The 22,819-nt window shown below is 66.2% G+C and carries 22 protein-coding genes; 19 read left to right on the forward strand and 3 right to left on the reverse strand.

Annotated features, from left to right (window positions below):
- Positions 1-8: 8 nt before the first annotated feature.
- From ACQR1E_RS19770 to ACQR1E_RS19840, 15 genes are all read left to right on the forward strand, one after another.
- Positions 9-917 carry an AAA family ATPase gene (locus tag ACQR1E_RS19770; protein WP_315714763.1) on the forward strand — a complete coding sequence of 303 codons (909 nt, stop codon included), beginning with the start codon at positions 9-11 and terminating at the stop codon, positions 915-917.
- A 169-nt stretch (positions 918-1,086) separates the two neighbouring features.
- Positions 1,087-2,292: a vWA domain-containing protein gene (locus tag ACQR1E_RS19775; RefSeq protein ID WP_316191753.1), complete on the forward strand. Its 1,206-nt coding sequence runs from the start codon at positions 1,087-1,089 to the stop codon at positions 2,290-2,292.
- A gap of 13 nt (positions 2,293-2,305) precedes the next feature.
- The gene (locus ACQR1E_RS19780) at positions 2,306-2,629 is read left to right on the forward strand and encodes an XdhC family protein (RefSeq protein ID WP_315750017.1); all 324 of its coding nucleotides are present in this window, start codon (positions 2,306-2,308) and stop codon (positions 2,627-2,629) included.
- Between the two features lie 3 nt (positions 2,630-2,632).
- On the forward strand, positions 2,633-3,334 hold the full coding sequence (locus ACQR1E_RS19785; protein WP_316194592.1) for an XdhC family protein: 702 nt from the start codon (positions 2,633-2,635) through the stop codon (positions 3,332-3,334).
- On the forward strand, positions 3,331-4,935 hold the full coding sequence (locus tag ACQR1E_RS19790) for an NTP transferase domain-containing protein (RefSeq protein WP_434841525.1): 1,605 nt from the start codon (positions 3,331-3,333) through the stop codon (positions 4,933-4,935). The genes ACQR1E_RS19785 and ACQR1E_RS19790 overlap by 4 nt, the downstream gene beginning before the upstream one ends.
- Positions 4,936-5,112: 177 nt before the next feature.
- On the forward strand, positions 5,113-5,517 hold the full coding sequence (locus ACQR1E_RS19795) for a DUF4189 domain-containing protein (RefSeq protein WP_316170284.1): 405 nt from the start codon (positions 5,113-5,115) through the stop codon (positions 5,515-5,517).
- 121 nt (positions 5,518-5,638) lie between these two features.
- Positions 5,639-6,052 carry a DUF2000 family protein gene (locus ACQR1E_RS19800; RefSeq protein ID WP_315826269.1) on the forward strand — a complete coding sequence of 138 codons (414 nt, stop codon included), beginning with the start codon at positions 5,639-5,641 and terminating at the stop codon, positions 6,050-6,052.
- A gap of 122 nt (positions 6,053-6,174) precedes the next feature.
- On the forward strand, positions 6,175-7,200 hold the full coding sequence (gene adhP, locus ACQR1E_RS19805; protein ID WP_316170283.1) for an alcohol dehydrogenase AdhP: 1,026 nt from the start codon (positions 6,175-6,177) through the stop codon (positions 7,198-7,200).
- Positions 7,201-7,297: 97 nt separating this feature from the next.
- Positions 7,298-8,578 carry an alpha-glucosidase/alpha-galactosidase gene (locus ACQR1E_RS19810; protein ID WP_434897462.1) on the forward strand — a complete coding sequence of 427 codons (1,281 nt, stop codon included), beginning with the start codon at positions 7,298-7,300 and terminating at the stop codon, positions 8,576-8,578.
- Between the two features lie 114 nt (positions 8,579-8,692).
- Positions 8,693-9,361 (forward strand): TetR/AcrR family transcriptional regulator, encoded by a 669-nt coding sequence (locus ACQR1E_RS19815; protein WP_316170281.1) that lies wholly within the window; start codon positions 8,693-8,695, stop codon positions 9,359-9,361.
- A complete protein-coding gene (locus tag ACQR1E_RS19820; protein ID WP_434897463.1) occupies positions 9,358-10,149 on the forward strand; it encodes an HlyD family secretion protein in 792 nt (263 codons plus the stop codon). Before ACQR1E_RS19815 ends, ACQR1E_RS19820 begins: the two co-directional genes overlap by 4 nt.
- On the forward strand, positions 10,146-11,084 hold the full coding sequence (locus ACQR1E_RS19825; RefSeq protein WP_315714753.1) for an ABC transporter ATP-binding protein: 939 nt from the start codon (positions 10,146-10,148) through the stop codon (positions 11,082-11,084). Before ACQR1E_RS19820 ends, ACQR1E_RS19825 begins: the two co-directional genes overlap by 4 nt.
- Positions 11,081-12,238, forward strand: coding sequence for an ABC transporter permease (locus tag ACQR1E_RS19830; protein WP_316175543.1), 1,158 nt, complete (start codon positions 11,081-11,083; stop codon positions 12,236-12,238). Before ACQR1E_RS19825 ends, ACQR1E_RS19830 begins: the two co-directional genes overlap by 4 nt.
- Positions 12,239-12,277: 39 nt before the next feature.
- The gene (locus tag ACQR1E_RS19835) at positions 12,278-13,582 is read left to right on the forward strand and encodes an adenylate/guanylate cyclase domain-containing protein (protein WP_434843494.1); all 1,305 of its coding nucleotides are present in this window, start codon (positions 12,278-12,280) and stop codon (positions 13,580-13,582) included.
- A gap of 90 nt (positions 13,583-13,672) precedes the next feature.
- The gene (locus tag ACQR1E_RS19840) at positions 13,673-15,358 is read left to right on the forward strand and encodes a tannase/feruloyl esterase family alpha/beta hydrolase (protein ID WP_434897464.1); all 1,686 of its coding nucleotides are present in this window, start codon (positions 13,673-13,675) and stop codon (positions 15,356-15,358) included.
- Positions 15,359-15,362: 4 nt separating this feature from the next.
- Here the strand turns inward: ACQR1E_RS19840 and ACQR1E_RS19845 are convergent, their stop codons facing one another.
- The gene (locus ACQR1E_RS19845; RefSeq protein ID WP_316164459.1) at positions 15,363-15,824 is read right to left on the reverse strand and encodes a DUF488 domain-containing protein; all 462 of its coding nucleotides are present in this window, start codon (positions 15,822-15,824) and stop codon (positions 15,363-15,365) included.
- Positions 15,825-15,839: 15 nt separating this feature from the next.
- Positions 15,840-16,664, reverse strand: a complete 825-nt coding sequence (locus ACQR1E_RS19850; protein ID WP_315714748.1) for a DUF72 domain-containing protein — start codon at positions 16,662-16,664, stop codon at positions 15,840-15,842.
- A 158-nt stretch (positions 16,665-16,822) separates the two neighbouring features.
- Between ACQR1E_RS19850 and ACQR1E_RS19855 the strand changes: the two genes are divergently transcribed.
- The 3 genes from ACQR1E_RS19855 (at position 16,823) to ACQR1E_RS19865 (ending at position 19,936) form a co-directional block, all read left to right on the forward strand.
- Entirely contained in the window at positions 16,823-17,023 is a 201-nt protein-coding gene (locus ACQR1E_RS19855; RefSeq protein WP_315714746.1) for a hypothetical protein, read from the forward strand.
- Between the two features lie 265 nt (positions 17,024-17,288).
- Positions 17,289-18,422: a glycosyltransferase family 2 protein gene (locus ACQR1E_RS19860; RefSeq protein ID WP_315749386.1), complete on the forward strand. Its 1,134-nt coding sequence runs from the start codon at positions 17,289-17,291 to the stop codon at positions 18,420-18,422.
- Positions 18,419-19,936 carry a glycosyltransferase family 39 protein gene (locus ACQR1E_RS19865; protein WP_434897465.1) on the forward strand — a complete coding sequence of 506 codons (1,518 nt, stop codon included), beginning with the start codon at positions 18,419-18,421 and terminating at the stop codon, positions 19,934-19,936. Before ACQR1E_RS19860 ends, ACQR1E_RS19865 begins: the two co-directional genes overlap by 4 nt.
- An 8-nt stretch (positions 19,937-19,944) precedes the next feature.
- Here ACQR1E_RS19865 and ACQR1E_RS19870 read toward each other — a convergent pair whose 3' ends face one another.
- On the reverse strand, positions 19,945-20,745 hold the full coding sequence (locus tag ACQR1E_RS19870) for an FkbM family methyltransferase (protein ID WP_315714743.1): 801 nt from the start codon (positions 20,743-20,745) through the stop codon (positions 19,945-19,947).
- Positions 20,746-21,287: 542 nt separating this feature from the next.
- Between ACQR1E_RS19870 and ACQR1E_RS19875 the strand changes: the two genes are divergently transcribed.
- Positions 21,288-22,463: a DUF2778 domain-containing protein gene (locus tag ACQR1E_RS19875; protein ID WP_315749391.1), complete on the forward strand. Its 1,176-nt coding sequence runs from the start codon at positions 21,288-21,290 to the stop codon at positions 22,461-22,463.
- The last annotated feature ends 356 nt before the right edge of the window (positions 22,464-22,819 follow it).

Genomic DNA, 22,819 nt, shown 5'->3' on the forward strand with positions numbered 1-22,819 from the left:
TCTCGCCCATGAGTGCTCCGGCCCTGCCAGCATCGGTCGACGCGATGCTCGAATTGTTGTCCTCGCGCGGCTATCTGGCCGAGCGATCGCTGGCGACGGTGACCTATCTGTCGCTGCGCATGGGCCGGCCGTTGTTCCTCGAAGGCGAGGCCGGCGTCGGCAAGACCGAGATCGCCAAGGTCCTGTCGGCGGCGCTCGGCCGCAAGCTGATCCGGCTGCAGTGCTACGAGGGTCTCGACGTCGCCTCCGCCGTCTACGAATGGAATTCAGCGGCGCAGATGATCGCGATCCGGCTGGCGGAAGCGGGCGGCGAGGTCGACCGCGATCAATTGACGTCGGACATCTTCGCCGACCGCTACCTGATCAAGCGCCCGCTGCTGCAGGCGCTGGAGCCGGATGTCGCCGGCGCGCCGGTTCTGCTCATTGACGAGCTCGACCGCGCGGACGAGGCGTTCGAGGCCTATCTGCTCGAGATCCTCTCCGACTTCCAGGTCACGATCCCGGAGTTCGGCACCGTCAAGGCGCCGCATCCGCCGATCGTCATCATCACGTCGAACCGGACCCGCGAGATCCATGACGCGCTGAAGCGGCGCTGCCTGTATCACTGGGTCGATTATCCCTCCGCCGAGCGCGAGCTTGCCATCGTCAAAACCCGGCTGCCCGGCATCTCGCAGCGGCTGTCGCAGCAGATCGTGCGCTTCGTCCAGGCGCTGCGCGACCAGGACTTCTACAAGTCGCCGGGGGTCGCCGAGACGCTCGACTGGGCCACGGCGCTGACGGAGCTCGATGCGCGCTCGCTGAACGCCGAGGTCGTCGGCGACACGCTGGGCGCGCTGTTGAAATATCAGGACGACATCGCCCGCATGCAGGGCGATGCGTTGCAGAAGGCGATCAAGGACGCGACCAACGAGACGTAGTTCACGCCGGTGCCCACAATAAAGGTCGTCATTCCGGGATGGGTGCGCAGCACGCAGGCCCGGAATCCATAACCACGATCGTGAGTATGGATTCCGGGCTCGCCCTCCGGGCGCCCCGGAATGACGAGCTCAATTTGAGGCGTGTGCGAAGCGGACGAGGGATCAGAACGTGCCCACAAGCATCAATCACCTCGCGCCGCCGACCGGCGGCATCGCCGACAACATCGCGGGCTTTGCGCGGGCGCTGCGTGCCGCCGGCCTGCCGGTCGGTCCCGGTGCCGTGATCGACGCGATGACCGCGCTCGAGGTCATCGACATCGGCAAGCGTGCGGACGTCTTCACCACGCTTGAATCGATCTTCGTCAAGCGCCACGAGCATGCGCTGATCTTCTCTCAGGCCTTCGACCTGTTCTTCCGCCCCGCCGAGGAGTGGAAGTCGATGCTCGATTCGGTGCCGCTGCCGGATCACGCCAAAAAGAAGCCGCCGCCGGCGTCGCGCCGGGTCCAGGAGGCGATGTCGCAGCCGCAGACCCATGAGGAGCCGAAGGCGCAGGAGCAGGACCTGCGGCTCGCGGTGTCCGACCGCGAGGTGCTGCAGAAGAAGGATTTTGCGCAGATGAGCGCGGCGGAGATCGCCGAGGTCGCGCGCGCCATCGCCAAGATGCGGCTCCCGCAGGCCGAGCTGAAGACCCGCCGCCACACTGCCGATCCGCGCGGCCATCGCATCGACATGCGCAAGACGCTGCGCCAGGCGCTGCGCACCGAGGGCGAGATCATCAACTTCCATCGCTTGGGGCGGATCGAGAAGCCGGCACCGATCGTGGCCTTGCTCGACATCTCCGGCTCGATGAGCGAGTACACCCGCCTGTTCCTGCATTTTCTGCATGCCATCACCGATGCGCGCAAGCGCGTTTCGGTGTTCCTGTTCGGCACGAGGCTGACCAACGTGACCCGGGCGCTGCGCCAGCGCGATCCCGACGAGGCGCTGGCGAGTTGCTCGGCCAATGTCGAGGACTGGGCCGGCGGGACCCGGATCGCCACCTCGCTGCAGACCTTCAACAAGCAGTGGGCGCGCCGCGTGCTCGGGCAGGGCGCGATCGTGCTGTTGATCTCCGACGGGCTGGAGCGTGAGGCCGACAGCAAGCTTGCCTTCGAGATGGACCGGCTGCACCGCTCCTGCCGCCGGCTGATCTGGCTCAATCCGCTGCTGCGCTATTCCGGCTTCGAGGCGAAGGCGCAGGGCATCAAAACCATGCTGCCCCACGTTGACGAATTCCGCCCGGTACATAACTTGACTTCGATCGAGACGCTGATCTCGGCGCTGTCGTCGCCGCTGCCGCCGCACCAGCGCAGCGCGATCCGGCCCGCCGCCTGAGAGGGAGATGACCATGCTCAACCGCGACGAAGACATCCTCAGGGCCGCCGAGGACTGGCACAAATCCGGTCACGGCGTGGCCCTCGCCACGGTGGTCGAGACCTGGGGCTCGGCCCCGCGCCCGGTCGGCTCCAACCTCGTGATCAACGATGAGGGCACCTTCCTGGGCTCGGTGTCCGGCGGCTGTGTCGAGGGCGCCGTCGTCACCGAGGCGCTGGACGTCATCTCCAGCGGCCAGCCCAAGATGCTGGAGTTCGGCGTCGCCGACGAGACGGCCTGGAATGTCGGGCTGTCCTGCGGCGGCACCATCCGCGTGTTCGTCGAGAAGGTGGGTTGATCCATGCAGCTTGCAACGCTGGCCGAACTGAACGCCGAGCGTGCCGCGCGTCGCCCGGCGATTCTCGTCACCGACGTCGGCTCCGGGGCGCAGCGCCTGGTCAGGGCCGCCGCCATCGCCAACGATCCGCTGCGCAACGAGCTGTCGACCCATCTGCGTATGGGCAAGAGCGGCATGGTCGAGGTGGACGGCAAGCGGCTGTTCCTGAACGTCTACGCGCCGACCGCCAAGCTCGTGATCGTCGGCGCCGTCCATATCAGCCAGGCGTTGGCGCCGATCGCCAAGTCGCTGGGCTATGACGTCACCGTCGTCGATCCGCGCACGGCTTTCGCCAGCCCCGAGCGCTTCCCTGACGTGCCGCTGATCGCCGAATGGCCCGACGTGGCGCTGCCCCCGCTCAACGTCGATCACTACACCGCCTTTGTCGCGCTGACGCATGATCCGAAGATCGACGATCCGGCGCTGCTGCACGCCTTCTCGCGCGACTGCTTCTATATCGGCGCGCTCGGCTCGCGGAAGACGCACGCCAAGCGCGGTGACCGGCTGCGCGCGCAGGGCGCCAGCGATGCCGACATTGCCCGCATCCATGCGCCGATCGGGCTCGCCATCGGCGCGGTGTCGCCGTCGGAGATCGCGGTCTCGATCATGGCCGAGATCACCGCGACGTTGCGGCTGCCGGCCAAGGAGAAAGAGCAGGCGGCATGAAGTTCGGTCCTGCCAGTCCAGCCGAGGCGATCGGCGGGGTGACGGTGCACACCCTGCGCAAAGGATCATTGGTGCTGAAGAAGGGCACGCTGATCGGTCCCGCGGAGGTCGAGGCGCTGGTCCGGGAAGGCGTCAAGGAGATCGTCGTCGTCCGGCTCGAGGCCGGCGACGTCTCCGAGGACGAGGCGGCCGCCGACGTCGCCAAGGTCGTCGCCGGCGCGGGCATTCACGTCGATCGCGCCTTCACCGGGCGCGCCAATCTGTTCGCGGCGCAGGCCGGCGTGCTGATGATCGACCGCGCCGCGGTCGAGCGCATCAACGGCGTCGACGAGGCCATCACCTTTGCGACCCTGCCGGCGTTCAAGCCGGTGGTCGAAGGCGAGATGGTCGGCACCGTCAAGCTGATCCCGTTCGGCGTCGAAGGCCGCCTGCGCGATGCCGCCGTCGCGGCGGCGGGCAGGGGCGCGCTCAGCATCGCCTCCTATGTGATCAAGCGCGTCGGCGTGGTCTCGACGCTTCTTCCGGGGCTCGCACCCAAGGTCATCGACAAGACGCTGCGCGTCACCGCAGAGCGGCTCGCACCGGCCGGCGCCACCATCATCGCCGAGCGCCGCGTGCCGCATGAGCAGGCCGCGCTGGCTGCTGCGATCAGGGAGTTGTTGGCGCTGGGCGCCGAGCTCGTCATCGTGTTCGGCGCGTCCGCCATCGCCGACCGCCGCGACGTCATTCCAGCCGCAATCACCGGCATCGGCGGTGCCATCGAGCATTTCGGCATGCCGGTCGATCCCGGCAATCTGCTCTTGATCGGCAATGCCGGCGGTGTGCCGGTGCTCGGCGCGCCCGGCTGCGCCCGTTCGCCGGCGGAGAACGGTTTTGACTGGGTGCTGATGCGGCTGCTCGCCGGCATCAAGGTCAGCCGCGCCGAGCTCACGGCCATGGGCGTGGGTGGCCTCCTCATGGAGATCGTGACGCGGCCGCAGCCGCGCGCCAAGCCGGAGGTCGAGGGCGAACGCAAGGTAGCCGCCGTCGTGCTCGCCGCCGGACGCTCGACCCGCATGGGAGGGCCGAACAAGCTGCTGGCCGAGCTCGACGGCAAGAAGCTGGTGCGCATCGTGACCGAGCAGGCGCTGGCCTCCAAGGCCGGTGAGGTCATCGTCGTCACCGGTCATCAGGCCGAGCTGGTCGAACAGGCGCTGTCCGACCTCAACGTCCGCTTCGTCCGCAACCCGGATTTCGCCGGCGGCCTCGCCAGCTCGGTGAAATCGGGCATTGCCGCGGTGCCTGAGGGCGTCGATGGCGCGGTGGTGTGCCTGGGTGACATGCCGATGGTGTCCTCGGATCTGCTCGACCGCCTGATCGGCGCGTTCGCGCCCGATCGCGGCAATTTGATCGTGGTGCCTGTGTCCGAGGGACGCCGCGGCAACCCCGTGCTGTGGTCGCGCCGCTTCTTCGCCGAGCTGATGACGCTGGACGGCGATGTCGGCGCGCGGCACCTGATCGCCAAGCACACCGAGGCTGTCGCCGAGGTGCCGGTCGACGGTGACAGTGCATTTCTCGACATCGACACGCCGCAGGCGCTGGAAGCCGCGCGGCGCGGTTGAAGCCCGTAGCCCGCATGAGCGTAAGCGACATGCGGGTTCACCGACGCCGTGCGTGAGAGCCCGCATGTCGACTACGCTCATGCGGGCTACGACTTCCCTCCGACTCAACCTCTCATTCACCAAGTTTCAACGACCCCCGGCTAGATTTGCCGACATTGGGCCTCGGGGGAGGAGAGAGTGATCATTTCGACCGCCGCGCGACGTTTCGCGCTGTTTGCATTTGGACTGACCGTGGTCGTTGGTGCCACGCGCATCGCAGACACCAGCGCTATCAGCCCGGCGCATGCGGCCGGCGCGTTCGCCATTGGCCAGTGCGCCGCCTATGGCCAGGCGTTCGACTATCCGGCGGAGCATCTCGCCAAGGCCGCGGCGCTCAAGCAGTGCAAGGGCGACTGCACCGCGGTGACGATGAAGAAGGCCTGCGCGGCGTTCGCGGTCGATCTCACCAATCCCTGCGGCGCCCACGGCTATGCTGTTCGGCCGACGATCTCGACCTCGCTCAACGAAGCGACCCGGGAATGCTACAAATATGGCGGCAAGGAATGCGTCATCCGCGCCTGGGTCTGCGACGCCAAGGGTTGATTGGAGTCTGATGATCTCATCGGCTCGGCTGGGGTTCCACGTCCGCTTTCATTTCGATGCTTCACCCCGAGAACGGCTCGGCTATTCTCGGCGTTCGATGACATCGAACCCTGGAAGTGGCATGCAATTCGACACCAAGATCGCGCTGATCATCCGCAACGATCTCGAGGCCTGGCAGAAGCTCAACGTCGCGGCGTTTCTTTCCAGCGGCATCGCCGCGGCATTTCCCGAATGCATCGGCGCACCTTATGAGGACGGCTCGGCAACCCTGTATCACGCGTTGATCGGACAGCCGATCCTGATCTACGGCGCGCCGGATCGTGCGGCGCTGGCGCGTGCTCTGGATCGGGCGCTGTCGCGCAGCGTGAAGCCGGCGCTCTACACCGAGGACATGTTCAAGACCGCGCATGACGAGGCCAACCGTGATGCCGTGAAGGCGGTGGCGCGCACCGATCTCAATCTGGTGGGATTGGCGTTTCGTGCGGAGCGCAGGGTGGTCGACAAGGTCGTCGACGGACTCAAATTTCACGCCTGACAGCCATGGGCACATTGCGCTGTCATCAAACTGTTACTTCATGCAGCGGCGCGGATTGATGCCGATCAAGCCCGGAATACGCCGACGTCGTTAGTTTGCGCCGCGACATGAGGAGCAGACAGATGCAGACCATGAAAGCCGCCGTCGTCAAAGCCTTCGGCAAGCCGCTCGACATCGAGGACGTTCCGATTCCTGTGCCGGGACCCGGCGAGCTTCTGGTCAGGGTGAAGGCGTGCGGCGTCTGCCACACCGACCTTCACGCCGCCTCCGGCGATTGGCCGGTGAAGCCGGTGCCGCCATTCATCCCAGGACACGAGGCGGCCGGGATCGTCGCGGCGCTCGGGCCCGGGGTCACCGACTTCAAGGTCGGCGACGCCGTGGGCGTGGCGTGGCTGCACGATGCCTGCCTGCGCTGCGAGTATTGCGAGACCGGCTGGGAGACCTTGTGCGAGCACCAGCACAACACCGGCTACAGCGTGAATGGCGGCTTTGCCGAATACGTGATCGCATCCGCGGCGTTCGCTGCGCGTCTGCCGGCCAATGTGGATTTCGCCAGGATCGCGCCGATCCTCTGCGCCGGCGTCACCACCTACAAGGGTTTGAAGGAGACCGACGCGCGGCCGGGCGAGTGGGTGGTGGTCTCCGGCGTCGGCGGCCTCGGTCATGTTGCAATCCAGTATGCGAAGGCGATGGGGCTGAAGGCGATCGGTCTCGACATCGCCGAGGACAAGCTGAAACTCGCGCTGCAGGCCGGCGCCGAACATGCCGTCAACGCGCTCGACAAGGATGCCGTGGCGCAGGTGATCGCAATCACCGGCGGCGGCGCTCATGGCGTGCTGGTCACTGCGGTGTCGACACCGGCTTTTGCCCAGGCGCTGCACATGGTCCGCCGCAAGGGGACGGTCAGCCTCGTCGGCTTGCCGCCGGGCGAATTCCCGACACCGATCTTCGATGTCGTGCTGAAGCGCATCACCGTGCGCGGCTCGATCGTCGGCACCAGGCGTGATCTCGACGAAGCCATCGCGTTCGCCGCGGACGGCAAGGTGACGGCCGAGGTGACCACGGCGCCATTGTCGGAGATCAACACCGTCTTCGACCGCATGAAGGCCGGCAAGATCGACGGTCGCGTGGTGCTCGACTTCGGCTGATCGCAAGACCGATCGACGGCGCCGCCGTGCCGAACATTGGGGCGGCGGTTTGATCTGGATCAGGAATGAAGACGCGCGGCGCTGGCACAAATTGCTCATGGCAGCCGTCACCAAGATCGTCTTCCTCGGCGCGAGCAGCGCGTCCTTTGGACTCAGCGTGTTCCGGGACCTGTTCTCGACGCACGATCTCGCGGGTTCGACGCTCGTGCTGGTCGGCCGCGACCCGACCCGGCTTGCCCGGTCGGAAGCACTGGCCCGGCTGCTCAACGACCTCTCCGGCGCCGGCCTTAAGATCGAAGCGACCACGGATTGGCGCGCGGCGCTCGACGGCGCCGGCTTCGTGATCCATGCCACCGCGATCGACCGCAACCGCCTGTGGAAGCTCGATTTCGAGGTGCCGCGCAAATACGGCATCCGTCACACGCTGGGCGAGAATGGCGGGCCGGGCGCATTGTTCTTCACGCTCCGCACCTTGCCGGTCGTATTCGACTTCGTGCGCGAGATGGAGCGGCGCTGTCCGGACGCGCTGTTCATCAACTTCTCCAATCCCGAGAGCCGCATCATCCTCGCGCTGGGGCTTCACAGCCGCCTCGCGCATATCGGCCTGTGCCACGGCATCTTCATCGCGCGCAGCCAGGTGGCTTCCATTCTGGGACTGGCCGAGGAGCGCGTGGACGTGTGGGGCGCCGGGCTCAACCATTTCCAATGTCTCATGCAGATCCGGGATAGCGAGACCGGGGCCGATCTCTATCCACTGCTCCGCGAAAAGGCTGGCAGCCACGACCCCAAGGTCGCGCCGCTGACGCGGGCGCTGTTGCGCGACTTCGGCTTCTGGCTGGGCTGTGGCGACAGCCATGTCGGCGAGTATCTCGCCTATGGCTGGGAAGCGGGCGAGAGCGGGTACGACTTCGCCTGGGACGAGGCGGAGCGGGCCAAGCTGATCCGGCAGCTCGACGAGGTCCTGGCGGGCAAAGCCGGCATGCCGGACTGGTGGCGAATGCCGTCCGGAGAGCGCGCGGTCACCGTGATCGGCTCGGTGCTGCACGATCGGAAGCAGGTCATCGAGTCCGGCGTCGTTCTGAACCGTCACGTCATTCCCAACCTGGCTGCCGAGGCCGCCGTCGAAGTGCCCGTTGTCGCCGATCGCGTCGGTATCCATCCGGTGTCGCTGGGCCCGCTTCCAGATGCAGTCGCCAAGCTGATGTCGGTCCAGGTTCAGGTTCAGCAACTGGCGGTGCAGGCGGCCATGACCGCCTCCAAGGATCTCGCGCTGCAGGCGCTGCTCATCGATCCCGTCGTCAACTCGGCGGCCGCCGCGCGCCAGATCGTGGACGAGCTCTGGGAGGTCAATCGGCCTTACATCAGGTCCTGTGCGTGATCGCGCCGACTTCGTCTGAAGACGGGGCCGCGCGGTCGGGTAGGGCTCCTGACCCGCGCCGACGGATCTGCGAGGCCTCTTTACAATGACTGACTAGTCAGTCATAATGGCTTAATGTCGAAGCCGTCGAAATTGTCCGAGCGCAGAGTTCAGGCCGTCAAGCCAGCGGGAGCTGGCGCGTCGCGCCGGGCGGATCGCTCCGCCGAGCGCCGCGCGGCGATCGTGCAGGCGGCGATGGACGAGTTCATCGCCCGAGGCTTCGCGGCGACGCGGCTGGACGACGTCGCCAAGCGGGCCGGGGTCGCCAAGGGGACGATCTATCTTCACTTCAAGGACAAGGAATCGATGTTCGAGGAATTGATCCGGACCGCGATCGTGCCCTTCGTCGGCCGTCTTGCGGCGCCGCCGCCGGCCGGCGGCTCGGTGCGCGACATGGTCGAGGCGTTGGCGCGCATGTTCCTGCAGGAGGTCGCCGGCACCCGGCGGGCCGATCTCGTCCGGCTCATCATCGCGGAAGGGCCGCGCTTTCCGGCCATTGCCGATTTCTATTATCGCGAGGTCGTCTCCCGCGGTCTCGCGGCCATGCGCGCGCTGATCCAGTTGGCGATCACGCGCGGCGAGATCCGCGAGCCCAAGCTGGTGCAACACCCGCAATTGATGATCGCGCCAATGATGGTCGCGGTGCTGTGGAAGAGCCTGTTCGAGCGACATGCGCCGCTCGACGCCGAAGCGATGCTGCAGACCCATCTCGATCTGATCTTTGGCGCGAGGAGGCCGACATGAGTCTGCTGCACTGCCTTGCCGTGCTGGTCACGGCCTTCACGTTCAACGGCTGCAAGGAGACGCGCGATCCCGGCTATCAAGGCTGGGTCGAGGCCGACATGATCTTCGTCAGCCCGGACGAAGCGGGTCGGATCACGAAGCTGAACGTGCATGAGGGCGACGTGGTCAAGGTCGGCGATCCGCTCTATTCGGTCGACGACGATCTGCAGCAGGCCGATCTCAACCAGAGCAAGGCGACGCTGGCCAACGCGCAGCAGACCTATGACCGCGCCGCGGCCCTGAGCAAGACGGGCGCGGGGACACAGGCGACGCTCGACTCCGCCGTTTCGGCGCTGCGCGTCGCCGAGGCCCATCTCGTGACCTCGCAGACGCGGCTGGCACGGCGCAAGGGCGTGGCGCCGGTCGCGGGCACCATCCAGCAGATCTACTTCCGCGAGGGCGAGATGGTCGCGGCGCAACGGCCGGTGCTGTCGATCATGCCGCCGGGCAACATGAAGCTGCGCTTCTACGTGCCCGAGCCTGATCTGCCGAAGCTCGCGATCGGTGACGAGGTCCGCGTCACCTGCGACAACTGTGCTGATGATCTGACGGCCAGAATCTATTTCCTCGCGACCTCGGCGGAATACACGCCGCCGGTGATCTACAGCCTCGATGAGCGCAACAAGCTCGTCTATCTGATCCAGGCGCGGCCGTCGCGGCCGGATGCGCTGCGCGTCGGCCAGCCGGTCAGCATCTATCCGCATTCCAGGACGCCTGATCCGAAGACCCCGGTGGCGGACAAGCAATGAACGGAACGGGTCCCGCCGAGATCGCGATCGACGTCCAGGGATTGACCAAGTCCTTCGACGGCCGCGAGGTCGTGCATGATCTGTCGATGCAGGTGAAGCGCGGCTCGATCTACGGCTTTCTCGGCCCGAACGGCTCGGGCAAGACCACGACCATCCGGATGCTGTGCGGCCTGCTGACACCCGACGGCGGCGAGGGCACCTGCCTCGGCTTCGACATCCGTCGCGACGCCGACAAGATCAAGCGCCGGGTGGGCTACATGACGCAGCGCTTCAGCCTCTATCAGGACCTCTCGGTGCGGGAGAACCTCGAATTCGTGGCGCGCCTCTATGGCATGTCCGATCCGCGCCGGGCCGCGCGCGACATGGTGCAGCGGCTCGGGCTTGCCGGCCGCGAGCGGCAGCTCGCCGGCGAGTTGTCGGGCGGCTGGAAGCAGCGGCTGGCGCTCGGGGCCTGCACCCTGCCGAATCCGCAACTGCTGCTGCTCGACGAGCCCACCGCTGGCGTCGATCCCAAGGCGCGGCGGGACTTCTGGAACGAGATCCATGCGCTCGCCGGCGAAGGGCTGACCGTGCTGGTCTCGACCCACTACATGGACGAGGCCGAGCGCTGTCACGAGATCGCCTATATCGCCTATGGTCATCTGCTGGTGCACGGCACCGTCTCGGAGGTGATCGCGCAATCGGCGCTCACCACGTATACGGTGAGCGGCGACGATCTGCGCGAGCTCGCGGCGGACCTCACCGGCAAGCCGGGGGTCGACATGGTGGCGCCGTTCGGCACCAGCCTGCACGTGTCCGGCCGCGATCGCAACGCGCTGGACGCTGCGATCGCGCCCTGGCGCGACAAGGCTGATCTGCACTGGCAGCCCGCCGCGCCCTCGCTTGAGGACGTCTTCATCGACCTGATGAACCGTTCACGGGACAATTTCCAATGAGCGACGCAGCCGTCCATCACGCGTCGTCCGAGCCGCGCTTCGGCTTCTGGCGGCGCACCTACGCGATGCTGGTCAAGGAGTTCATCCAGCTCAAGCGCGACCGGGTCTCGTTTGCGATGATCGTGATGATCCCGGTGATGCAACTGATGCTGTTCGGCTACGCGATCAACACCACGCCGCATCATCTGCCGGCGGCGGTGCTGCTGCAGGAGGACAGCGATCTCGGCCGCTCGATCCTGAAGGCGATGGAGAACACCGCCTATTTCCGCTTCACCCAGGAGGTCAGCAGCGTCGCCGAGTTCGACGATCTCCTGCTGTCCGGCAAGGTCCTGTTCGGCGTCGAGATCCCGCGTGGCTTCGAGCGCGCGGTCCGCCGCGGCGACCGGCCGGCCCTGCTCGTCGCGGCCGACGCGACCGATCCGGTCGCGGCGTCATCGGCGCTGTCCTCGCTCGGCATGATCGTGCAGACCGCGCTCGCGCACGATCTCTACACCGGCAATCCCGTCACGACGCCGTTCGAGATCAGGGCCCACGCGCGCTACAACCCGGCGGCGTCGTCGCGGCTCAACATCGTGCCGGGCCTCGTCGGCACCATCCTGACCATGACCATGCTGATCTTCACCGCGCTCTCGGTGACGCGCGAGATCGAGCGCGGCACGATGGAGAGCCTGCTGTCGATGCCGATCAAGCCGGTCGAGGTCATGCTCGGCAAGATCATCCCCTATGTGATGGTCGGCTTCCTGCAGGCGACGATCATCATCGGCATCGGCGTCCTGCTGTTCGGCGTTCCGATCATGGGCAACCTGCTGCTCTTGGCGCTGCTGTCGACGCTATTCATCGCGACCAACCTCTCGATCGGCTACACCTTCTCGACCCTGGCGCAGAACCAGCTGCAGGCAATGCAGCTCTCGATGATGTTCTTCCTGCCGAGCATCCTGTTGTCCGGATTCATGTTTCCCTTTCTCGGCATGCCGCAATGGGCGCAAGTGCTCGGTGAATGCCTGCCGCTGACGCACTATCTGCGGATCGTCCGCGCCATCATGCTGAAGGGCTCGACGCTCCAGAACCTGCAGCATGATACGATCGCCCTGTTCGGCCTCATGCTGTTCGCCATGACGGTCGCCGTCCTGCGCTTCCGCCGCACCCTCGATTGAGGCACAATGGCGGCCGGGAGCAGGAACGGCTGAGGCAAGATGCAGATCGTGGGAGGAGCAGGACAGGCGAACGAAGCGCCGGCCGAGTTCGACCAGGCGCTGATGCGTCAGACGTTGAACACCGAGCTGCTGCGGGTGAGGGCGCTGATCGCCACTGCGGCTCTGTTTCTCGTGATATCGGTGCTGGTCGAAATCTTCGAGCCCAAGATCTCGGAGTGGATCTGGCCGACCCGAACCGGGGTCCTCTACGTCTACGCGATCATCGTCGCATTCATCAGCTTCCAGACTCTCATCCTGTTCAGGATCAAGGCGGACATCCGCCACGGCCGGGACGTGCCGGTGATCTGGCGCTATGTCAGCGCCCTGGTCGAGACCTCGCTGCCAACGTTCGTCCTCATCCTGCAGATCGAGGGCATCGGCCACGACAAGGCGCTGGGCTTCGGCGCGCCGCTGGTCTATTTCATCTTCATCGTTCTCTCGACGCTTCGTCTCGATTTCTGGCTGTCGAGCTTCACCGGTCTGGTTGCTGCGGTGGAGCTGCTGGTGGTGGCGCTGTTCGACCGGCCTTCGATCGATCTCAGCCAGAATCCGGAGATCTATTATCACGGTGAGCGCAGCTTCATCATCCTGTTGTGCGGGATGCTCGCCGGTGCCGTCAGCGTGCAGCTGCGACGCCAGTTCGCGGCGAGCATCGAGGCCGCGTCGGCGCGCGACCGCGTCACGGATTTGTTTGGCCAGCACGTCTCGCCCCAGGTCGTCGAGCGCCTGATGAAGGAGGGGACGGCGGAGGCGCGCGACATCCACGAGGTCGCGGTGATGTTCGTCGACTTCCGCGGCTTCACCGCGGCGGCGCGGTCGAAGACGCCGCAGCAGGTTGTCGATCGTCTCGACGGAGCGTTCGCGGTGCTGGTGGAGATCCTCGAGCGTCATGGCGGCATCGTCAACAAATTCCTCGGCGATGGCTTCCTGGCGCTGTTCGGCGCGCCGTTCGAGTCGCGCGATGCCGCCGTGCAGGCGGTCGTGGCTGCGCGCGAGATGGTGGCTGCGATGGAGCGCGTCAACGCATCGTCGTCCTGGCAGCTCAGGATCGGGATCGGCATACATCTGGGCGAGGTGGTCGCCGGCAGCATCGGCTCACCGCGGCGCAAAGAGTATACCGTCATCGGTGACACCGTGAACTTCGCCTCGCGGCTCGAGGCGCTGAACAAGGAGTTCGATTCGCAACTCCTGATCTCGAGCGAGGTGCGGCAGGCGGCCGGCGACGGGGCGCGCGACGCCGTCTTCCACGGCGCGGTGTCGGTGCGCGGCTACGACCGGCCGTTCGAGATCTGGCAATTGCACTGACGCAGGCGATACGGCGCGATGTCGGAGATTTACATTGGCTGGCCTCCGCGTTTAACTGCCCCCAACGAGAAGCATCATCAGGGGGAATGCATGATCCGAACCGGGGCGTCGTTTTTGGCCGCAGCAGGCATCGTGTGCGCAGCCGGGCTGGAGGCGGCGCGGGCTGAGGATGTTGCCTGCAGCAAGGTGACGGCCGAGACGCTGAAGGTCCCCGGGCTGACTTTGACGGGATCGAAGCTGCAGGAGGCCGCCGACGGGCTGCCGCGGCATTGCATTCTCTCCGGCAAGGTCAACGAGCGCACCGGCGTCGATGGCCATGCCTATGCGATCCAGTTCGAGATCAGGCTGCCGGAGACCTGGAACGGCCGCTTCCTGCATCAGGTCAATGGCGGCAATGACGGCGTGGTGGTGCCGGCGCTCGGCGACAAGGCCGACGGTCTCGTCAGCGGCGGTGTGACGCCGCTCGCCCGCGGCTTTGCCGTGCTGTCGTCGGACAGCGGCCACTCCGGCAGCGATCCCGCCAACAAGCCGCGCGGGCTTGCGTCCGGCTCAGTCTTCGGGCTCGATCCGCAGGCGCGCCGCGACTACGGCTATTCGGCCGACATCACGCTGGCGCCGATCGCCAAGGCGATCATCTCGGCGCATTACGGCAGGAAGCCGGACTACTCCTACATCGCCGGCTGTTCCAATGGCGGCCGCCACACCATGGTGGCTGCCGAGCGCATGCCCGAGCAGTATGACGGCTTCCTGGTCGGCAATCCCGGCTTCAACCTGCCGCGCGCTGCCGTGCAGCACGCCTGGGACGTGCAGGCGCTGACCAAGGCCGATGTCGACATCCGCAAGTCGATCACGCGGGAGGATGCCAAGCTGATCGCTTCCAAGATCACGGAGGTCTGCGACGAGCTCGACGGCGCCAAGGACGGCCTCACGGCCAACCTGAAAGCCTGCCAGAAGGCGTTCAATTTCGACAGCCTGCGCTGCGCCGCTGGGGCAACCGAAGCCTGTCTGCCGGCCGCCAAGGTCGATGCCTTGAAGAAAGTCTTCGCGGGCCCCCACAATTCCAAAGGCGAGCCGCTGTATTCCGACTGGCCGGTGGATGGTGGCGTCGGCACCGGCAACTGGCGCGCCTGGAAGGTCGAAAGCCCGGTGGCGCCGTGGAACAACCTTCCGATCATTGCCACCATGGGCGGCGCCTCGCTCAACTACATCTTCTCGACGCCGCCGGTCGAGATCGAAGGCTCGCCCGACAAGCTCGTCGAGAAGCTGCAGACCTACGACTTCGACAAGGACGCGCCGAAGATCTACGCCAAGGAAGGCCCATTCACGGAGTCGGCGATGGACTTCATGGCACCGCCCGCGGTCGATAACCCAACCTTGCCGGCGTTCCAGAACGGTGCCCGCAAGATGCTGATCTACCACGGCCAGGCTGATCCGGTGTTCTCAATCAACGACACGATCCGCTGGTATGAGAAGCTCAACGCCAACGTCCAGGGCAAGGCCGACGGTTTCGCGCGGCTGTTTGCGCTGCCCGGCGAGACCCATTGCGGCGGCGGCGTCACGCTGGAGAAGTTCGATGCGCTGGGCGCGCTGATGGACTGGGTCGAGAAGGGCAAGGCGCCGGAGGCGATCACGGCCTCGGTCAATGCGGCCAACAAGGAGCTCCCATCGACATGGAGCCCGCAGCGGACGCGGCCGCTGTGCCCGTGGCCGAAATTCGCCAAATATGTCGGCGGCGACGTCGAGCAGGCGTCATCCTTCACCTGCGCGGCGGAGTGAAACGTCAGACCTGCGGCGCGATCAGATTCTCGACTCGGACATGGTCGCGCTCCTCGATGATCTCGGCGATCCATTGCCGGTGGCAATGGACGTGGTCGCGCTCGTAGCAGAGCAGGCAGACGGGACCGGCGCTCTTCACCAGCGAGGCCAGCTCGTCCATCTGCTCCTTCGCCTGCGGCGTCTTCAGATGGGCGCTGTAGATCTTGTGCAGCGTGTCGTAATGACCGCTGCGGGCGGCCTCGCGGCCCTCCTTCGGCGTGCCGAGCCCGCGCAGGTGCACATAGCCGATGCCTCGCTCGTCGAGCCCGGCCGCAAGCTGGCTCTTGGAGAAGCCCGGTCGGCGCGAGGCCGCCACCGCGCGCACATCGACCAGCAGCTTGACGCCGGCGGCCTGCAACTCATCGAGCACGGCCTTGGCCGGCGTGTGCTCATAACCGATGGTGAACAGGGTCTTGCTCTTGGCCATCATGCAACTCCTGCGTCAACTCACGCGCTCGATGAGCTCCATCGCGCCAGCCGGCGCGCGCACCTTGCCCTCGTGGATGACATAGGCGAACACGTCGCGCGGCATCTTCTTCGCCGGCTTGTCGTCAACCCGTGGCAGGTCGTCCGGTTCGCCGCCGCCGGCCCACAGCTGCAATCGCTTCGCCCAGGCGTCGAGCTGCTTCGGCGGATAGCAGGTCGCAAGCTCGTCATTGCCCTTCTGCAGCCGGGCGTAGACGAAGTCACCCACGACATCGGCGATCGCCGGATATTTGCCGTGCTCGGCGAACACGACCGGCGTTGCAAACTCGCGCAGCAGCGCGACGAAGCCGGGGACGCAGAAACTGTCATGGCGGACCTCGACGACGTGACGCAGCTTGCGGCCGTCGAGCTCGCGCGGCAACAGCTCGAGGAACTTGCCGAAATCGGCCTCGTCGAACTTCTTGGTCGGCGCGAACTGCCACAGCACCGGCCCGAGCCGGTCGCCGAGCTCGAGCACGCCGGTGTCGTAAAAGCGCTTCACCGAATCACCGGCCTCGGCGAGCACGCGGCGGTTGGTCGCGAAGCGCGGCCCCTTCAGCGAGAAGATGAAGCCGTCCGGCACCTCGCGCGCCCATTTGCGGAAGCTCTCCGGCTTCTGCGAGCCATAATAGGTGCCGTTGATCTCGATCGAGGTCAGCTTCGAGGCGGCGTATTCGAGCTCCTTCGATTGCGGCAGCTTGTCCGGATAGAACACGCCGCGCCAGGGCGCGAAGGTCCAGCCGCCGATGCCGATGTAGATGTGGCTCTTGGATTGCGAGGCGCGTGCAGGGGCTTTGCTCACGGATCGATTCCGATGCTGATTGCCGAGGGTGTTGCGGTAGGGGAGACGATAGTCAACCGGGCCGGTTCTGACCAGTTCGGCGCGGTCGCGCCGTCGCTCTTCCCGTGCTCCGGAGCCTCGTGTATCCAGGGCCGGGGCCGGGAAGGGGAGATATGACAATGAGAGCGGAATCGGTCGGCGGCCTGCTGGGGGCAATCGTCGCCGCTGTCGTGCTTGCGGCAGCCTTCTACTATGTTCCCGTCGGGCCGATGGCCCGTCAGATGCAGCCGGCCAAGGTCGAGGTGCCGCCCACGCCGGTGCAGACGGTTCCGGTGGCTCCGGCCGTACGCGGACCGGTGGTCCGGGAGGTTCCGAACTAGGCCGGCCAGGGACCCCTTGCAATCCTGCCGAGGTACCCCATTTTGGTCGGGACGGTGACGTCGAGCTGTAACGGCTCCGGCACCGAGACGACCACGGCAGAGCGGTTGCGCCGGATGTACGCGCGCCCTTTGTTTGTGGTCGTTGGCATTTTGGGCCGCCCGTTCGGCAGCGGTGCACGCCGGCACCACAGTCCGGGCTTTTTGCGCCTTCCTTCAGCCGTTGCGCTTGGCAGTGTGGAACGCGGCAGATATACGCATCCGCACCATGAACGATGTCCTCCGACCGGCCATGCCCGCGCCGCCGCAAACCGCTGATATTCCGATCGTTTCGGTGGTCGTTCCGACCTTCAACGAGCGCGACAATGTCACCACGCTGTACCGGCGGCTGGAGGCGGCGTTCAAGGATGTGCCGTGGGAGGTGGTGTTCGTCGACGACAACTCCCCGGACGGCACCTGGCAGGTGGTGCGCGAATTGTCGCGCAGCGACAAACGCGTCCGCTGCGTCCGCCGGGTCGGCCGGCGCGGCCTGTCCGGCGCCTGCATCGAGGGCATCCTGGCCGCCAGCGCGCCCTTTGCCGCCGTGATCGACGCCGATCTGCAGCATGACGAGACCCAGCTGCCGAAGATGCTGTCGCTGCTGCAGAGCGGCGCGGCCGAGCTCGTCGTCGGCAGCCGCTACATCGAGGGCGGCAGCGCCGCAAGCTTCGACAGCAAGCGGGCCGGGGCCAGCGCCTTCGCCACCGAGATCGCGCGCCGCGCGCTCAAGGTCGAGGTCAACGATCCCATGAGCGGCTTCTTCATGATCCGCCGCGACCGCTTCGAGGAGATCGCGCCGAAGCTCTCCACGCAGGGCTTCAAGATCCTGCTCGACATCATCGCCAGCGCCGAGGGTGGTCTGAAGACGGTCGAGGTGCCCTATACGTTCGGCTCGCGCCTGCACGGCGAGAGCAAGCTCGACTCGATGGTCGCGCTCGACTTCCTCGGCCTCGTGCTGGCCAAGATGACCAACGACGTGGTGTCGCTGCGCTTCCTGTTGTTCGCGATGGTCGGCGGCACCGGCCTGGTGGTCCATCTCGCCACGCTGTTCCTCGGTCTCAATTTGTTCGACCTTCCGTTCGCGGAGTCGCAGGCGCTCGGCGCCTTCGTCGCGATGACCTCGAACTTCATCCTCAACAACTTCCTCACCTATCGCGACCAGCGGCTGAAGGGCTTTGCCATCCTGCGTGGCCTGCTCGTCTTCTATCTGGTCTGCTCGGTCGGCCTGCTGGCCAATGTCGGCGTCGCCTTCTCGGTCTATGACCAGGAGCCGATCTGGTGGCTGGCGGGCGCCGCCGGCGCGCTGATGGGCGTGGTGTGGAATTACGCGATCTCCGGATTGTTCGTCTGGCGCAAGCGATGACCCCTGCGGCAGGTGCCGAGGACGCCCGGCTGGTCCGCAATGTCTGGCTGACCATCGCAGGCCTCGTCGTTGTCAGGCTGATCGCGGCCGCGGTCACGCCGATCACCTTCGACGAAGCCTATTACTGGATGTGGTCGAAGCATCTCGCGGGCGGCTATTACGACCACCCGCCGATGGTTGCGGTCGTGATCCGGCTGGGCACGCTGATCGCCGGCGACAGCGAGCTCGGCGTGCGCCTCGTCTCGATCCTGCTCGGCCTGCCGATGAGCTATGCGGTCTATCGCACGGCCGAGATCCTGTTCGGCGGCGTGCGCGTGGCGGCGACCGCGGCGTTGCTGCTCAACGTCACCCTGATGGCGGCGGTCGGCACGCTGATCGTGACCCCCGACGCGCCGCTGCTGGTCGCCTCCAGCTTCGTGCTGTTCTTCTGCGCCAAGGTGCTGGAGACGGGGAGAGGCGCGTGGTGGCTCGCGGTCGGCGCAGCCGTCGGTGCGGCGCTGCTGTCGAAATACTCCGCGATGTTCTTCGGCGCGGCGATCCTGATCTGGCTCGTCGCCGTGCCGAAACTGCGCCATTGGCTGGCCTCGCCCTGGCCCTATCTCGGCGGCCTCGTGGCATTCGCGCTGTTCGCGCCGGTGATCCTGTGGAATGCCGATCACCAATGGGTGTCGTTCATCAAGCAGCTCGGCCGTGCCAGGGTCGAGGCGGTCAGGCCTGTCTACATCGCCGAGATCATCCCGACGCAGTTCGCCTTTGCGACGCCGCTGGTGTTCATCCTCGGCCTGATGGGCCTCTACGGCCTGGCCCGGCGCAGGGCAGGGGATGCGGCGGCGCGCGTCCTGATCGAGGCGATGGTCTGGGTCATCGTCGCCTATTTCGTCTGGCATTCGCTGCATGCCCGGGTCGAGGCCAACTGGTTCGCGCCGGTCTATCCGGCGTTCGTGGTGGCTGCCGCGGCGGCGGCCCATCTCGTCGCCTGGTCGGCGCGCGAGCAGCGCACCGCGACCTTCTGTCTGCGCTGGGCCGTGCCCGTCGGCGTCGTGATGTTCGTCGCGCTGATCGTGCAGGCCAACACGGGCCTGCTGTCCGGCTACCGGCGCGATGCCACGGTGCGCAGCGTCGGCGTCGGCTGGCGGCCGCTGGCTGCCGAGATCGAGGCGGCGCGGGTGCGCGCCGACGCGTCCTGCGTGCTGGCGATGGATTATGGCACCACCGCCTGGCTGTCGTTCTATCTGCCGCCGGGGACCTGCGTGCTGCAGCCGATCCAGCGCATCCGCTGGGTCAATTTCCCGGAGCCGGATCCGGCCAAGCTCGCGGGCACGCAGCTTTTCGTCGACGAGGCCCAGATCGCGACGCGGGTCTACGTCAGCAACACGTTCGGCCGCATCGAGAAGGTCGGCGAGGCCGCGCGCAAGCGCGGGTCCTTGACCATCGAGACCTACGCCTTCTACGCGCTCAGCGAGCCGAAGGGCGATCTCCTCGACCGCACGCCGCCGCCGGAGCTGCAGCGCTGACACGCGCCTCAGGCCTGCTGCGGAATGATGTCCGCCAGCGCCTTGTCCCCGCCGTGGATCGCGACCATGTTGATGTCGGCGTCGATGGTCTTGTAGCCGCGGCGATCGAACCATTGCCGCAACTGGTCGGCATCGGTCTTGATCTTCTCGACCAGCATGATCGGCGTGCAGCGTTCGATCGTCGCCGCGGCACCTTCGAGCGCCTCGAGCTCCATGCCCTCGACGTCGAGCTTGATCAGGTCGCAACGCGGCAGGTTGAAATCGTCCAGCGGAAGCTTGCGCACCTCGACCGTGTCGTTCGCATAGTCGATGGCCTGGCCAATGAACTCGGTGTTGGGACGCTGGCGCAGCTCGAGGCTGCCAAAGCTCGACGGGGTCAGATAGTTCGGGCTCGGGATGTTGAGCACGCCGCGCTCGGAGGATACCGCGGCATGGATCGCAATCGCGTTGAAGCAGTTGTTGATCGCGATATTGCCGGCGAGCGCGTAGTAGATCCGCTCCTGCGCCTCGATCGAGAGCACGGATCCCCAGCCGGTCATCGCCTTCGCCCATTCGATCGTGTGGACGCCGATATTGGCGCCGCAGTCGATCGCGACCGCGCCGTCCCCATGGTGCCTGCGGCGTACGCCGAGCAGGCGGACGGCCAGCTGCACCTCTCCCGGATCGAAGGCGCCGGTGTTGAGGATCTGGAAGCCGACGCCGTAGCCGCGGTTGGCGTCGATCATGCGATAGTCGAGCCGGTTGACGATCATCGTACCTTGATTGGTCGAGGCCAGCACGAAGGCCAGCTTCCGGCCGGGGATCTGCATGGAGAGGTCCTCTCGTGTCGTCTTGGCCGGGAGCGGACGCGGTACGATTCGCCGACGGCGTGTCGCAGAGAATCGTCCCGTACCATACTGTCGCCAGCGGCCACAGCGCCTGTAACTCCGGGTTGCTACGGATGCGCTTGTCGCGCACCCGGCCTGCCGAAGCAGGGGCTTTCGACTGGCGAGACCTGTGGCCTTTACCTCGTCAGCGCACGCATACGAGAGATCATCGATCGCTCGCCGCCGCCCAGGCCCAATCGTTAACGCGGCGTGCGCTGTTTTACGGATCGGCGCGGCCGACGGATGCTGCCTCTCCCGATTTTCCCGGTACGGCAATATTGCTTCCGGCTGCGGTTTTGCCCTGTTTCTGCCCTCTTTCCCGGCAAAACAGCCCCTGATGGTTAACCCGCCTCTAATCCGCCAAAACTTAATCAGCATTTAACTAAAAGTCGCCTTAATGAAGCTCTGTGCTTCTGCGAGATGCAAAGCGGGTGTCCGTGGCGCATCGAGCGAGAGTTGTCGAGTATTCGTTCGGGCGTGAGTGAATGAGTAACAGTCGAGCTGCGTTGGCCGCACGAAATCGCAGGAAGTCCTCCCTGATCGCGTTCTCTCACAAATTGATCGGTGGCGCGGCAATCGCATGCCTGATCGGGGGCTGCGCCGTAACGGTCTATACCAAGATCATCGCGGCCGACGCCTATCCGACCCTGGGCAGCATCGAGCAGGATGAGCCCGTCGTGCGCCCGGCGCCGCGGCTCGCGACGCGCAGCGCCGCCGATGCTGTGGGTGAGGCCTTCTCGGCATTCCCGGAATCTCCGCCCGTCACCACGGCCGCCGCCATCACGCCGCAGATGTTCAACGACCGCTTCGGCGCGGCCGTGCCGCAGGGCGTCGCCTCCAACGCCGCGAACGGCGCGCCGCCGCTGCCCAAGCTCGCCGAAGCCGCGCCCAAGCAGATCGAGACCAGGCAGATCGAGACCAAGTCGGCCGAGGCCAAGCCGGCCGAGCCTGCGAAGGTCGCCGAGGCGTCGAAGAAGGATGCCCGGCCGCCGATGCAGCTGGCGCTCGCCAACACCAGGCCGGCCGCGCAGCCCGCGACGCCGGCGCAGGCTGCCGAGGCCAATGCGCCGAAGAGCAGCGGCTTCTCGCTGCGCGCGATGACCGAGCGTGCCAAGGCGGCGGTGCTGTCGATCGCGGGTGAGCGCCACTCGATCCAGGAAAAGCTCTGGGGCAAGCCGGAGAACCAGGATGGCGGGCTCCTGGCCTATGCCTCGGCTGATTCCAACATCACTGCCAGCATCGCCAAGGATCCGACCCGCGGCGGCCGGCCGCCGTACGATTTGAGCACGGCCGTGTACGACATCTCGGCCAAGGCGGTGTATCTGCCCGACGGCACCAAGCTCGAGGCGCATTCCGGCCTCGGCGACAACCTCGACAAGCCGAGCTCGGAGAAGATCAAGATGCGCGGCGTCACCCCGCCGCACATCTACGAGCTGAAGCCGCGCGAGGCGCTGTTCCATGGCGTGCCGGCGCTGCGGCTGAACCCGATCGGCGGCGAGGACGCCATCCACGGTCGCAACGGCCTGCTCGCGCACACCTTCATGCTCGGCCCGAACGGCGACTCCAACGGCTGCGTCTCGTTCCGCGACTACTATGCGTTCCTCGATGCCTACAAGAACAAGGGCATCCGCAAGCTCGCCGTGCTCGCCCGCATCGAGTGAGCCGGACAGGCGGCGTTGAGGTGGGATCTGCATGGTCGCCCTCACACTCAGCAGTAGTTCCGAACTGTAGGGCGTGCAAAGGTGCGCCGTGAATCCCGTCGCACGAGTGCTATATCGCCAACTACTACGCTGCGCGATACAGCGCCCTCTTCCCTTGTGGGAGAGGGCGCATTCACTTGCAGCGCTCGTCCGATCTCCCAATCTCCTAGAGCACGCACTTTTAGAGCCACAAGATCGAGAATCCGTTGGCTGCCGTGCAGTCACGAGCGCACGATTTCTGATGCGGCTTCGGGATCGGCGTCGCTCCGGGCGACCGCTTCATGCGATCGCACTGGAAGAAGGAAAAACGGATACAC

The organism is Bradyrhizobium sp. HKCCYLRH1030 (genome assembly GCF_051168395.1).
GTDB lineage: Bacteria > Pseudomonadota > Alphaproteobacteria > Rhizobiales > Xanthobacteraceae > Bradyrhizobium.